12 protein-coding genes are annotated in these 12,851 nt (G+C 63.6%); 6 read left to right on the plus strand and 6 right to left on the minus strand.

The features are described from left to right. Nucleotides 1-6: 6 nt before the first annotated feature. Nucleotides 7-444 (minus strand): periplasmic heavy metal sensor, encoded by a 438-nt coding sequence (locus NTCA1_RS22575; RefSeq protein ID WP_086493670.1) that lies wholly within the window; start codon nt 442-444, stop codon nt 7-9. Between the two features lie 3 nt (nt 445-447). Beyond that, nucleotides 448-747: a hypothetical protein gene (locus NTCA1_RS22580; protein ID WP_086493669.1), complete on the minus strand. Its 300-nt coding sequence runs from the start codon at nt 745-747 to the stop codon at nt 448-450. A gap of 201 nt (nt 748-948) precedes the next feature. Between NTCA1_RS22580 and NTCA1_RS22585 the strand changes: the two genes are divergently transcribed. Continuing rightward, nucleotides 949-1,338: a copper resistance protein CopC gene (locus NTCA1_RS22585; RefSeq protein ID WP_159831919.1), complete on the plus strand. Its 390-nt coding sequence runs from the start codon at nt 949-951 to the stop codon at nt 1,336-1,338. 113 nt (nt 1,339-1,451) lie between these two features. Continuing rightward, entirely contained in the window at nt 1,452-2,606 is a 1,155-nt protein-coding gene (locus NTCA1_RS22590) for a MarR family transcriptional regulator (protein WP_159831920.1), read from the plus strand. A gap of 1,226 nt (nt 2,607-3,832) precedes the next feature. Here NTCA1_RS22590 and NTCA1_RS22595 read toward each other — a convergent pair. From NTCA1_RS22595 to NTCA1_RS22610, 4 genes are all read right to left on the minus strand, one after another. After that, on the minus strand, nt 3,833-5,200 hold the full coding sequence (locus tag NTCA1_RS22595) for a replication initiator protein A (RefSeq protein ID WP_159831921.1): 1,368 nt from the start codon (nt 5,198-5,200) through the stop codon (nt 3,833-3,835). A 410-nt stretch (nt 5,201-5,610) separates the two neighbouring features. Next, a complete protein-coding gene (locus tag NTCA1_RS22600) occupies nt 5,611-6,702 on the minus strand; it encodes a ParB/RepB/Spo0J family partition protein (protein ID WP_159831922.1) in 1,092 nt (363 codons plus the stop codon). A gap of 94 nt (nt 6,703-6,796) precedes the next feature. Next, nucleotides 6,797-7,990: an AAA family ATPase gene (locus NTCA1_RS22605; RefSeq protein WP_086493664.1), complete on the minus strand. Its 1,194-nt coding sequence runs from the start codon at nt 7,988-7,990 to the stop codon at nt 6,797-6,799. A gap of 187 nt (nt 7,991-8,177) precedes the next feature. Then, nucleotides 8,178-9,299 (minus strand): GGDEF domain-containing protein, encoded by a 1,122-nt coding sequence (locus NTCA1_RS22610; RefSeq protein ID WP_236549524.1) that lies wholly within the window; start codon nt 9,297-9,299, stop codon nt 8,178-8,180. Between the two features lie 298 nt (nt 9,300-9,597). Between NTCA1_RS22610 and NTCA1_RS22615 the strand changes: the two genes are divergently transcribed. The 4 genes from NTCA1_RS22615 to NTCA1_RS22630 all read left to right on the plus strand — a co-directional run bounded on the left by NTCA1_RS22615 (nt 9,598) and on the right by NTCA1_RS22630 (nt 12,803). Then, on the plus strand, nt 9,598-9,885 hold the full coding sequence (locus NTCA1_RS22615) for a hypothetical protein (protein ID WP_133085362.1): 288 nt from the start codon (nt 9,598-9,600) through the stop codon (nt 9,883-9,885). Nucleotides 9,886-9,894: 9 nt separating this feature from the next. Next, a complete protein-coding gene (locus NTCA1_RS22620; protein WP_159831923.1) occupies nt 9,895-11,619 on the plus strand; it encodes a ShlB/FhaC/HecB family hemolysin secretion/activation protein in 1,725 nt (574 codons plus the stop codon). Nucleotides 11,620-11,678: 59 nt separating this feature from the next. Next, entirely contained in the window at nt 11,679-12,239 is a 561-nt protein-coding gene (locus tag NTCA1_RS22625) for a 2OG-Fe(II) oxygenase (RefSeq protein ID WP_086493661.1), read from the plus strand. Nucleotides 12,240-12,380: 141 nt separating this feature from the next. After that, a complete protein-coding gene (locus NTCA1_RS22630; protein WP_236549525.1) occupies nt 12,381-12,803 on the plus strand; it encodes a ParB/RepB/Spo0J family partition protein in 423 nt (140 codons plus the stop codon). Nucleotides 12,804-12,851 lie beyond the last annotated feature (48 nt).

Consider the following 12,851-nt stretch of genomic DNA (forward strand, 5'->3'; position numbering starts at 1 on the left):
GCCGGGTCAGTCCTGCGGCTTGGTCAGGGCCTCGGCCACGGCCTTGTCGAAGCGGCCGGTCTGATCGGGACGCAGCACCGCGCGCATCGCGAAGACATGGCGAAGCGTCGCCTTCTGCAACTCGCCCATGGCGACATGGGAGCGGTCCACCGCCCGTTCGACATCGCTGCCATAGGCGTGTTCATGCTCGATGGCGCGGGCGAGATCGGCATTGGCAGCGCGCAGTTCGCTTTCGAGTTGCCCCCGGCGGGCAGCAAAACCGCGTTCCAGCGCCTCGATCCGCTGCTTCTGCGCGGGGTCGAGGCCAAGTTCGCGGTGCAGCACGGCATGGATGCGGCTTTCCTCCGGCTCCTCCGCGCGCAGTTTCTGGCCGAGCCAGACCGCGCCCAGAGCCACCAGAAAGGCCGCGAAAGCAACCAGAACGTAGCGAGAGGCCTGCCGCACCGATCAGATCGCCAGCAGGTGCGAAGGCGCCGAAGCCGGCGTTCCCGCAAGCGCGCCGAGCAGCGGCTCGCCGTGGCTGTGGGCGCGGTCTTGCGCATGTCCGCTGCCGGACAATGGCTGCGACAGGCCGCCCCAGAGCCCGACCACCGCGGCCACGCCGCAGGCAAGGGCCAGACCGCGCCGCGCCAGCACACGCTCGCGGCCCGCCGCCAAACCCGCCATGACCGCGCCGTCGATCGCGTCCAGTTTGCCGGGCAGCGGTTCTCCGCGCAGCAGCGCGAACATCTCGTCCACTTCGTTCATCGGCCCGTTCCCGTCCGCCTGTCCATTAGCCTGTCCACTGGCCTCTTCACGCACCTTACGCGCAGATGCGCCGAATCCCTCACGGTGGGGACAGAAATATTTTCCGGCCCGGCTCAAGGGATGCCCTGCCGCGCCTGCGTATGGATTCCTGCAAGTCCGGGCAAGCTGGTTCGCCCGGTCAACTGAATTCGGAGCCTCTTCATGCGTTTCAGCGTTCCCGTCGTCCCCATCCTGGCCGCGGTTCTTGCAGCAGGTGCCCTGCCCTCGGCGGCACTCGCCCGCCCCGCGCTGGTGAAAGCCGTTCCCGCCGCCGATGCCGCCGTGACCCGGCCAGCCACTTTGACCCTGACTTTTTCGGAGGAACTGGCTCCGGTTTCGGGCATCGACCTCGTCATGACCGCGATGCCGGGCATGGCCGATCACAAACCGATGCCGATCAAGGGCTTCACGGCAAAGACCAGCGGCAAGGTCCTGACCGTCGCCCTGCCCCGCCCGCTGCCCGTCGGAACCTATCGCCTCTCGTGGCATGCTGTCGGGAACGCCGCCGATCAGGATCGCGCCGAAGGCAGTTACAGCTTCAAGGTGCACTGAGAGCGACCTTTTTCTCCCACCGATACCGCTGGAACTTTGCTAAAAGAGGGTGCATAGTTAAATCGACTTAGCTTTCCTTCGATCTTACAGCACTGTATTTTCAGGGGTATTTCATGCCGCAAGCGCCATCGAGCCGGTATCGGGCCACCCCTGACACGCTCTGCGCATTGCTGCTCGGTCGTATCCAGGCGGGCATCGCAAGGGCCGCCGGGGCCTCCTTGAAGGTTCTGGCGGCACGTCTGATCCGCGAGAGCCTCGTGGCCGCGCTCCGGCAGGAAGGGCATGAATTCACCCCGGAGCGATTTTTCGTCTGGTACGCCGGGCTCGACACGCTTTCGGATCGGCCGCAATCGACTCTACGCTCTCCCCGGGCGCTGTGCCAGACCCTATTGACCGAACTGCGCCACAGTCCCTGGGTCGTGCTGGCCGATACCGCCGAAGCCCTCGAGAAAGCGTTCCTGGCCCCTTCCGACTTCAATCGAGGTGAGGACCATGAGGAAGCCAATCTGGCGGTCCAGGACGCGCGCGAGCTACTGGATTCGCTGGGACGCGAGGACGATGCGCTGCCGTTCGGCGCCATCGCAAGGCTGTTCGCAGCTGCCGCCCGATCGCCCCGCTTCGCCCGCCGTGAACGCGACCTCACGCTGCTGGGCGGCCGCGCAATCGAGAAACAGGCCGCCGAAAACGAGCGATGGGCCCTCGATGTGCTGGCCGGGGGCTATCTGGTGCATCACGGCCTGCCGGTAGCCCTGCCCCTGCCCGGTCTCGTGACATTGCCGCTGGCCCCGATCGACTACAGCGATGTCGAAGGCGCCGAGGATGATGCCGCCATCGCTGCCCTTCACGAAACGCTCTGGCGGATTGACCAGTGGCTGGGCGAGGCTGAACGAGACTGGGCCGCGATCACCGGGCGCCTGAAGGACCGGCGTAGCAGCGGGCGGGCCGATGCGCTGGCGTCTCTTCTTGCCGGGTTCGGTCCCCTGCGCGGAACCCAGATCGAACGCATGCTCGGCGTTTCGCGTCCGGGCGTGGCGGTGATCGTGACGGCGCTGGAGCAATCCGGTCTCACCACGTCGGAGGGGTCGCGCAATGCCGCACGCCTTCATGTCTACGCGCCCCATCAGACTGCGAGCAGCTACGATGAGGAGGACGTTCCTGATGCCCTGCCGTCAAGGACAGGTCCCTCGTCGGAAGCCCTGGCGGAGTACGAGGCGGCGATGGACGCAATCGACGCTCTGCTGAAGCGCTCGTCGTCCGATCGGAACTGATCGGGGTCTTCGCCGACCGCGTGATCCCCAAGGCATACCGCGCGGGTCGAACGGGCCGAAGCGGGCCAAAATGGGGCCGCTGGCCCGTCATTTCGGCTGAAACGGGCAAAATCGGCGGAAAATCGCGGTTTTCCAGTGTCCTGAAATCGGGCCTCGTAGAGCGCGAAAACTGGTAAGGGATAGGGTCCAGGCCCGGAACCGCCTCCGATGCGCTCTACGGGCTTCTGAGGGCAAATTCGGACGCCGAGAATCGGGTATGCCGTCATGTGAGCGCCGGGTTTGCACAATTACGCTGCCAGGCTGGCGGAAAATGATTCAAATCGCCGCACCCTGTTCTCACGCAGCCGAGCTTGCCCGATCATGGGCGTGCAAGGCACTCCATCGATGCAAGATCTGTCCCCTCTCCCTTTTTCACAAGCGAAGCGAAACTTCGCGCGCAGCGGTTAGAATACACGTTAGAGAGATTCAGTTAGAAAAGTTAGCCGCGCGCCGGTCCGGCGCCAGACCTGTGACTCCCACGATTCGCAAATTGGCGGCATTCCCGAAGTGTCGTTGCTACGTTCCCGAAGTGTCGTCGTGGCTGTTCCTGAAGGATCGAGGCTGTGTTCCCGAAGGGTCGATGGACTGTTCCTGAAGGGTCGAAACATGCGATCAGGGCGTTTCCGGTGTGTCGAAGGTCCGTTTTTCACCCGTTTATTTGAATCACTTTCCAGAGGGGCTCGGGCGGAAAGGTTCAATAAACAAGTTCAAGCCGCGAGCTTCGACACCGCTCGCTTTCGCTTTGCCGTCAGACGCGACACTTCGGGAACGGCTTCCGGCAAGGCCGATTTTCTCCGCGCAATCCGGCCGGGTTACGGGGCACCCGTTAGCTGTGACGAAGGTTCGTAGGGCACGGTGGGTTTGCACAGGTCGCGGCGAACTTCCGGTGATCGGCGGCCCGGCAGTCGAGAACGAGGGAGCGGGTTACCGGACGACGGGCAGGTTCGGAATCCGATGGTGGAAGGGGGGAGCGGTCACGGCGTCGTTTCGCTGTCCGGCCTTTCCCGGTGAGCGCGGCGGCCCCTGCCCGCCATAGCGAGACTTTCTCGGGGGCGGTCTGTGCCTTGCTGGGCACTTCCTTGGGCGTGCGCAAAGAGAAGGCCCCGAAGCGGCGGTGCGCTTCGGGGCCTTTCTTTAACTGGTCTTTCCTGCTCGGTGCGGGAAGCCGGGCCGATTCCTGGTATGCCTCAGTCGCGCAAGTTGCGGCCGTGCTTTTCATGGTGACGCTTTACCCAACCGATGAACGCGCGCTGCCAGTCGGCGGGGGTGCGTTCCGGCGAGGCCGAGACCCAGCGTTCGAACTCGGCATGAAGGGCGTGGAGATCCCAGCCTGGGCAAGTGCGGCGCAGATAGTCGATGGTCTCGTCGGTCATGAAGCCACGCGTGGCCGCTTCCGAAAGGCCGATCACGGTGCGGCGGATCAGCTGGCTGGCATCGACAACGGGTTCGTCGCTGCGGGTATTGGCATCCGCGCGCGCCGATCCGGCACTGGATTTCCTCTCGGGTTTCCCCAGGGAAACAGCGGTATTCGAGGCTTCGGGGGATGCAGGAACCTTGCGCGCGCGAGGCGTCGTGCTGCGGCGGGCAGGCTTTGCGGGAGCGGGTGTCTCGCTTGCAGGCAAAGGTGCGCGCGGCGAGGAGAAGGCCTGTTCCACCACATCCTCCATCTCATCCTCGTTGGCGGCAGGTCCGGCGGGCAGGCCTTTTTCGGCACCGCCCTTCCCGTCCACGCGGCGCATGCGGATCATCGGCTCGCCGTCCCTCGCGGTTTCCAGCGAGAGCGCATAGCCGGGGAGGTCATCCTTCTCGACGAGCTTGAGCATCTCGAACTTGAAGCGGCGATATTGCCCCTCAGCGCCGGATTTCTCGAAAAGCACGGGCATGGAGATGGCGAAGCCCCCCTCGCCCGCGCCGCCGGCATGCTTGCGCGCGACCTTGTAGAGCCAGCGCTCGCGGCCGCCGGTAATGTTGAAATAGGCGCGGTCGATGGAGAGCACGCCGCCTTTCATCATCACGCCTTCCCAGAACCAGTTCGACAGTTCGATGGTCATGCCGCGCGACCTTTCGGTACGTTCATCGACCAGCTGGTTCCAGCCATCGAGCCAGGAGAACGTGGCTTCGCGGCGGTTTTCGGCGCGGATATTGGTCTTGATGGTGGTGGCGACCAGACGATCGAGAGCCTGGCTGAGCAGTTCATAGGCGCGCCCGGTAGTGGGGCGGCCGATCGCGCGCAGCAGGTCATAAGGCATGAGATGAAGCTTGCGCGGCACGTCGTTGACGCCGCGCCGGGCCATGTCGGCCAGCATGCTGGCGCAGTAGATCAGGATGTCGGCGTCCCAGATCGTCGCCATGCCGTAGTCGGGGTTGGCGGAGACGTGTACCCAGAGCTTGCCGTCGGGGCTGGTGTAGTCGATCGGCTTGGCGCGCTTGGACTTGGCGAGGCTGAAGAAAGGCCGCTCCATCATCTCGCGCTGGTCGCGCATCGGCAGGTCCGCAATATACGGAAGGAACAGGTCGAACTGTTCCGAGGCCGTCTCTTTTCTTGGGCGACTCATTTTCTCATTCCGTATTCAACGCGGGTGAACTGACAGGACCGGACACGGCGCTTCGCTGTTTCCCCGGGGAAACAAGAATCGACGGATTCGGGTGATTCTTGCCATCATGGCGGGCCGCCGAAGGCTGGGCAAATGGCGGATGCGCTTGGTTGTGCAGAACTTGTGCGTGGTTTTGACCCCGCCGCGCAGGTCATTCCGCGGTTGGAGGAGCGGGAAGGACGCTCTGCTGCTCTCCCGTGTTTCCCCGGGGAAACAATATCGCGGGGAAACCGGCATCGGGAAGGGCGCGGAAACGAAAAATGCAGGGGGATCACCCCCTGCATCTCGTGTGGTCCCTTGAGGGATCGTAACGGGAACCGGAGAAAGACGCTGCCACCGCTCAAGGGGCGGGCAGGCCTTTCTCCGAAGGTTCACGTCTGCAGGCCCCGGCCTTCGCCGTCGAGCTCGATCAGCAGATTGCGTACGGCGGTGAGCACTTCCTCCCGGCTCGCGCCGGAACCGGCATGGAGCCGCAAGGTTACGCCCTGGCGGTTGCTCGACTGCACCGAGGCCATGGGCCGGCCATGGCGCGATATCACGCTCATCGGTTCCGGTTTTGCGCGTTCGGCATCGGGCGCCGCCAGCAGGGCCTTGAGCACATCGGTTGCGGGGATCGACGGGCGCCCGTCGGCACGGCGATTGGCCTGCTCGCGCGTCAGGCGGGTCGCTTCCTTGCGCACCGCTGCCGACTTGTCGCGGTCATCGAGCAATTGCGCCAGCGGATAGGCGGGCTTGAGCTGGACGTCGGCCGGGGAAGCGAAAGCGGAAAGCACGGCATCCGGGATCGCGGCGACCTTGAGCATCTTCGACAGCCAGCCCTTGGAGAGCTTGAGCCGCTCGGCCATGCGGGTCATGTGGTTGCCGTAGTGATCGCGCAGCGCCTGGGCATAGTTGCGCGCGCGCTCCAGGTCCGACACGTCCTTGCGGGCGCGGTTCTCCAGATCGGCAAGGCGGAAGGCGGCCTCGTCGTCGAGCTGGGCGACTTGCGCCACGAACTGCATGTCCGGGTAGGAATGCGCGCGCAGCCAGGAGATCGACCAGTGACGGCGGGTACCGGCGATGACTTCGTAGTCATGGTCGGGATCGCCTTCCACCCGGCGCACGACCGCAGGCACTTTCTGGCCGCCCTCGGCAATGATCGAATCGATCAGTTCCTGGCAGGACTCTTCCGAGAGGTGCGCATAGGAGCGCGCATTGCCGGGCCAGATCCGCACGCGACCCGGATCGAGCAGAAGCTGTGTGACCTGCCGAACTTCGCCCGAGGCGACGCGGGCGAGGGCGCTTTCACGGCCTAGCAGGGTGGTGCCGCGCGTGCGCTCCACGCGGGCCTTCGGCTCGGGCAGGGGGCTGGGCGGCACGCCTTCTTCGGCGGCGGTTTCAACCGGCGCTGCGGCATCGTCCTGCAGGGGGAGATCGTCGTCGGAGAGCAGGGCGGCGAGATAGTCTGATTGCTTGCGGGCCATGGCTTACCTCGAAGATGGATAGCGAGAATCGGACAGGAACATATGACGAACAAAATCCATGTAGGAAAATTGTTTTTCGTTTTTCGGGAACATGTTAGCCATTGACCAGCAAGTCCTCGTCCACGCGCTGCGAGCGGCCCCATCCGGTGCGCACCAGCTGTTCGATCTGGCCCATGGCCTCATCGAGATTGGCTTTGCAGCGCTTGTGCGTGCGCGGCGTGCCGATCGGTTTTTCCAGTTCGTATACCGTCATCATGCGCAAGGCGGCATGGCTGATCTCGGCGCTTTCCAGGATGGGAACCGGCAGGAGGGCCGGGCCGAAAGTCTGCTCCATGATGGTGCGGACCATTTCGTGGCTGGGGTCGTTGCCGTCGAACTTCGAACAGATCAGGCGCACGAAGGAATAGTCCACCGAGATCCCGGCGCCGACGAGCTGTTCGAGCACCTGGTCCATCATCGAGAGGAACTGCACGGTGGAGCAGAAGTCCGGCGTGGTCGCCGCCAGCGGCACGAGCAGGGCATTGGCCGCCTGCATCACGGCAAGGCTGATCGTGCCGAGCGCCGGCGGCGGATCGAGGATGACCACGTCGTAATCGCGCGCAAGGTCCATCAGACCCTGCTTGAGCTTGCGGAATCGCGCCGCGAGCACCGACTGGCCGTCGGCACCGGCGGCGGCCAGTTCATACTCGACGTCGAAGAGTTCGAGGTTCGAGGGGATCAGGTCCACGTTCGGCCAGGGCGTACGCTTGACCGCATAGAGCAGGTCGGCCTGGGTCGGGTCGATCGAAAGATAAGGATAGAGCGTTTCTTCCCGCGTGATGTTGAAGTGCGGGTTGAAGCCGAACAGGGTGGTGGTGGTGGCCTGGCTGTCGCAATCGACCACCAGCACGCGGTAACCCTGAACCGCGAAGTAGTGCGCAAGGTGCGTGGTGACCGTGGACTTGCCGACGCCGCCCTTGAAGTTCTGCACCGCGATCAGCGCGGGAACGTCCAGCGGCGCGCGGGCAGGCGAAGCGCCGAGCACTTCGCGCATGTGCAGCATTTCCTCGACCGTATAACCCAGGCGGCGGCCGTTGCCCGCAGCAGGAGGCGGGGGCAGGCGCCCGTCGTCCTCGGCCATGCGGATGCGATTCGTGGAACAGCCAAGCAGGGTGGCGGCCTCGGCAATGCCGAAGCGGACATTGAGGCCCTTGCGGCTTTCAGGCAGGAAGGCCTTGCGCCGCAGCCGTTCGATCATCTTCTCGCCCGCCTGGGCCATTTCCGAGATACGGTCGACTTGTGAATGCATGTCACGCCTGCAAAACTATTTTGAACGATTTTGCAGATATATGCGTGAATGGATATTCAGTCGAGGCCAAAGATGTGAACCTGGATCATGACCTGTGGGTTGTTCGGGGATTGCTTCTGGAGGCGCCCTTCCGAGGCTGAAGTACTTGGCCAGACGAATCGCCGGAAGAAATGATTCAACCGGGCCGCTACCAGTCCGTTCCGTTGACGACCTTCTGGCCGTTTTCCGTTCTCCCGCGCTTGGCGAGGTAGAGCCGGGCGTCGGCTTCGTCGAGCAGGACCGCCAGGTCCTGACGGCCGTTTCCGGTAACGACCGTGCCGATCGACGCCGTGATCGAGAGGGTCAGGTCGGCCAGGTGAAAAGGCTGGCCGATCGCGGCCACCAGTCGCTGTGCCAGAAATTCCGCCTCCTCGCTGCGATGCAGGCCGTATTGGAGCACGGCAAATTCGTCGCCGCCAAGCCGCGCGACGATGTCGCCGCTGCGAATCGCTCCGCGCAGCCGATCGGCCACCAGGGCCAGCAGCATGTCGCCGACGCTGTGGCCGTGGTCGTCGTTGACCGGCTTGAAGCCGTTGAGATCGAGATAATGCACCGCGATCAGCCCAGAAGAGGAGATCAGCCGCGCGTTTTCATCGAAGTATTCGCGCAGGGCCAGGCGGTTGGGCAGGGCGGTCAGGCTGTCGCTGCGGGCCAGCGAGACCGAGAGCAGGCGCTTGCCGATCTCGGCCTTCACGATCTCGAAGCGCATTTTCAGGGCCTGCATTCCGCCGACCAGATAGGCCGCCGTGATCAGCGCCAGCCCTGTATATAAAGGTGTGCCGCGCAGGGCGGCCATGACAATCACCGGTCCCGCCGCGCCCAGCAGCGAGAGGTTGGCAATGGCAGGCCGCCTTCCGACCCCGGTTACCACTCCCGCGCAGAAGCCCATGATCGTGCAGATCGTCAGCATGTGCGCTTCGGGATCGGGAAGGGCGAAGACGCGCGCGCCGAATGCGCCGAGCAGGACCGCGAAGCCGACGTAGGGCACGGCGAATGCCAGTTCCAGACGCCGCGCTTCGGGCTTGGCGATCACGCCCGTCAGCGCCCTTTGCCTAAAGCGGCGCGCCACTTCGATGCGGAAGATCCAGGTCAGCAGGGCTGCGGCGCCGATCAGCAGGATCGCGCGGTCCTGTTCGGCCTGGTAGATCAGCATGAAGCAGACGAGGAAGATCACCAACATGTAGAGCGCCTGCGCGATCGTCTCATAGAGACTGCGCACGAGTTCGACATAGGCCCTTTCGGCCAGGCTCTCTCCGGGTGACGATGTCACGACCTTCTCCCAACTCTCCCGCGACTTCACCGGCTTCGGCGGTGCGGACTTTCTTCTCTCCAGATAAAGTCGTTTAGGCGGCCTGGAGTTGCCAAATTGCCAATGACGACACGCATCGTGCCCCTGTTTAGCGTGCGCCGCGAGACTAATTTATAGCCGAACCGGCCTATATCCCTTTTTCTGGGAAATCGCGGACGCGTCCCGATCTATCCGGGCTTTCGCCACTTTCCTGCGCCGCTTTGCGTAGCTTTCCGAGAGCGGGAGGGGGGGGCGGTTCAATGCGTTGAGTGGTGATTAATTGCAGCAAAAACAGCGCGTTGATCGAATTTACATAACCCTGCGCACCATGATTTCGGTTACCTCGCGGGAAATCGTCAAGGTTACCGATTTCTTGCGCGGCACCCGCTTTTTCGTGCGGTGGAAGGGCCTTTGCGTGGTGCCGCGCGAAACAGGCGCTGGCTCTGTTCGGCTGCTACCCGGTGGTTTCCACCCGAAGCCGCCGCTCCGGCTCCAGTTCGGGATGCTGCCGGAGTCCATGTCCTTCATCCTGCGTGGAAAGCTTAATTGCACAACTTCCATCAGGTGATCGCGAACCATGAGGGCTTCGGCATTTCCTTTTCGGCTTTCCCGCGTTCCGCGTCAGGTCGGCGCCACGCGGCGGCTAGGTGCGTTGTTTGCCGCGCTGCTGCTTCAAGCCGTGCCTTTCGCGGCGAACGCGCAGGTCGCCGCGCCTTCGCCGCTGGCGCCTATCATCGATCGGGACCGTATCGACCGGCAGGACCCCGATGTTCCGCGCGTACCGGCCCCGGCCCAAGTGCCACAGGCCCAGGCGCCGACCGTGGCGCCGCCCGCTGCGCCGTCGGGCGGCGCAGGCGTGGCGCTCACCGCCTTGCGCTATGAGGGCGCAACGCTGCCTAAAGCGCTGCTTGACAAGGCGACCGCGCCGTTCATCGGTGCGCCGCTCAACCGGGACAATCTGCAGAAGATCGCCAATGCCGTCAGCGCCGCTTATGCGAGCAGCGATGTGGCCTTTTTTGCGGTCTCGATCCCGCAGCAAGTGCCGACCGGGGGCGTCCTGACGGTGCGCGTGCTCGAAGGGCGCATCGTCCGCTACACGCTGGAGGGCAAGACCCGCAGCACGCCGGCCCGCCTGATCGATGCGCAAGTGAAACGCCTGATGCGCGAAACGCCGACGCACAAATCGACCATCGAGCGCACGATCTCGTTGCTGCGCGACATCCCCGGGCAGACCGTGCAGGCCGGGCTGAAGCAGACGGAGAAACCCGGCGAACTGGCGCTGGAGCTCAAGGTGGAGCGCAAGCAGGTCGACATCACGATGAACGTCAACAACAACGGCATCGTCAATGTCACGACCGGCGTGCAGACCCAGTTGTCGGTCGCGGTCAACGGAGTACTGCGCGAAGGCGATACCACGCGCTTTTCCGGCAACCTGCCGTTCAACCCTGATCGTTATCAGTTCTACGCGCTCAGCCATGCGACCCCGATCGGCTCGAACGGTACGACTTTGGGCATGAGCGGCGCCTATGTGCGCACCAAGACCAGGGACCTCGGTATCATCGGTGAGGCGAAGCAGGCCGGGATCGCCGTGTCGCACCCGCTGATCCGGTCCTACCGCCGCAATCTCTCGCTCAGTCTTTCGCTCGACGGGACGAATAGCGACAACTACTTCCTCGATACTGCTTTCGGAGGCTTCAAGACCCGCGCCGTTCGTCTCGGAACGGTCTGGTCGTCGATCGACAAGACCGGCGGCTATGCCGTGTCCACCAGCCTCAGCCAAGGCTTGAATGCCTTGGGCGCGCAGCCGATCGAGGGCTATTCGCAGGCCTCCTTCCGCAAGGCCAATGTCCAGATCACCGCGATCAAGGAAGTGACCAAGGCGATTTCGGTGAAGGCCACCTTGCGCGGGCAATATAGCGCAGACAGGCTGCCGACCACCGAACGCTTCGCGCTGGGCGGGGAGGGGGCAGGCATGGCCTACCGCGTCGGGATCATCACCGCAGACAAGGCGGCAGCGGGCAGCGTGGAATTGTCCTGGCGTGTCGCGGGCAAGCCAGCAGGCGGTTCGCGCGGTTTGACGGTGTTCGCCTATACCGACGGAGCCCTGTCTCACAGTTACGAAAGACCCGCGTACCGACTGGGGGCTCAGGACTTTTCCCTGGCGACGGCGGGGGGCGGGGTCCGCGTGACGCCGGTAAAGGGCTGGACTGCGACGGCACAAGTTGCAGTACCTGTCAAGTCTCCATCTCAGTATTACAGCAAGAAAGCGCGGTTCTTCTTCAGTTTGAACAGAACGATCTGATTGCGCTTTTGCGTGTACGCAAAACGGCCCGCAAAGGGCTTCCAAATACGGGGCCAACGATGAAGAATGTTTGGGAAGTCTGGACGAGCGCATTCACCGACGCGGAGTGTGATGCCATCGTGAAACGTGCCGAAAGCTATAGCGAGCAGGACGCGACAATCGGGTTCTCGGGAAATCTGCGCAGCGATCTCGGCTATCGTACTTCCACCGTCCGCTGGCTGGACGCCGCGCGTGAGAAAGACATCGTCTCTCGCATCATGGATTTCGTGCGACCGTCCAATCGCACCAACTTCGGTGTCGAGATCGACGCGCCTTACGAACTCCAGTTCACCGAGTACCGGGCAACCAACAAGGGGCACTATGATTGGCATCAGGATGTCTGGCTGGAATCGCCAAGGCCTTATGCCCGCAAGCTCTCGGTCGTCGTCCAATTGTCTCAGGCGCAGGATTACAAGGGCGGGGAGTTCGAATTCTTTGGTCTCGCCAATCCCGGCGAAACATTTCTGCCGCGCGGCAGCTTGCTGATCTTTCCCTCGTTCCTTCAGCACCGCGTGCTGCCGGTGCTGGACGGAACACGCCGCAGCCTTGTCACTTGGGTCGAGGGGCCGAATTGGCGCTGATCTATCGGCAGTGCCGGGAGATAATCAGCAAACCGGATCAGAATGGCGCCATTAACCTGCCAGAACGAACATAGTTTAACGCGGCGCCTGCGCGAAGGATGGATATGGTGAGGCTTCAGGTTTCACATTGAGGAGAGCGAAATGGCCGGGTTTGTAAGGGACATTCTGACGACGCTGTCCTACGAACCCGGTCCTGCGGAGGCTGTCGGGGTGGATGGCGAAGCGCTGTCCCGGCTCGATCAGCGGCTTGCCGGTTTCGCACAGGGCGGCAGCCGGGGCCGAACCGCCATTTCCATCCGTCCGTCCGATTGCAGCGTGTGGGACGGCAATCCCAGGGACGTTCCGGGGCTGTCGGCGGAAAGTTGCCGGTCGCTCATCGAATCGATCGCGCAGGAAGACGGCAACCGTATTCCCGTTCTGGTCCGGCACAATCCGCCGGGCGCCGAGCAGCCTTATCAGCTGCTGGTCGGCAGTCGTCGGCGCTTCTCGGTCGATTGGCTGAACAACAACGGCCGCCCGGAGATCCGGTTGACCGCACTCGTCGTGGACCTTAGGCCGTGTTGACAAAAGGGATTCCCAAGCGGGCCGGGTTCTGATTCAAGACTGCTTTTT

Source organism: Novosphingobium sp. TCA1, from assembly GCF_009811895.1.
Classification (GTDB): domain Bacteria; phylum Pseudomonadota; class Alphaproteobacteria; order Sphingomonadales; family Sphingomonadaceae; genus Novosphingobium; species Novosphingobium panipatense_A.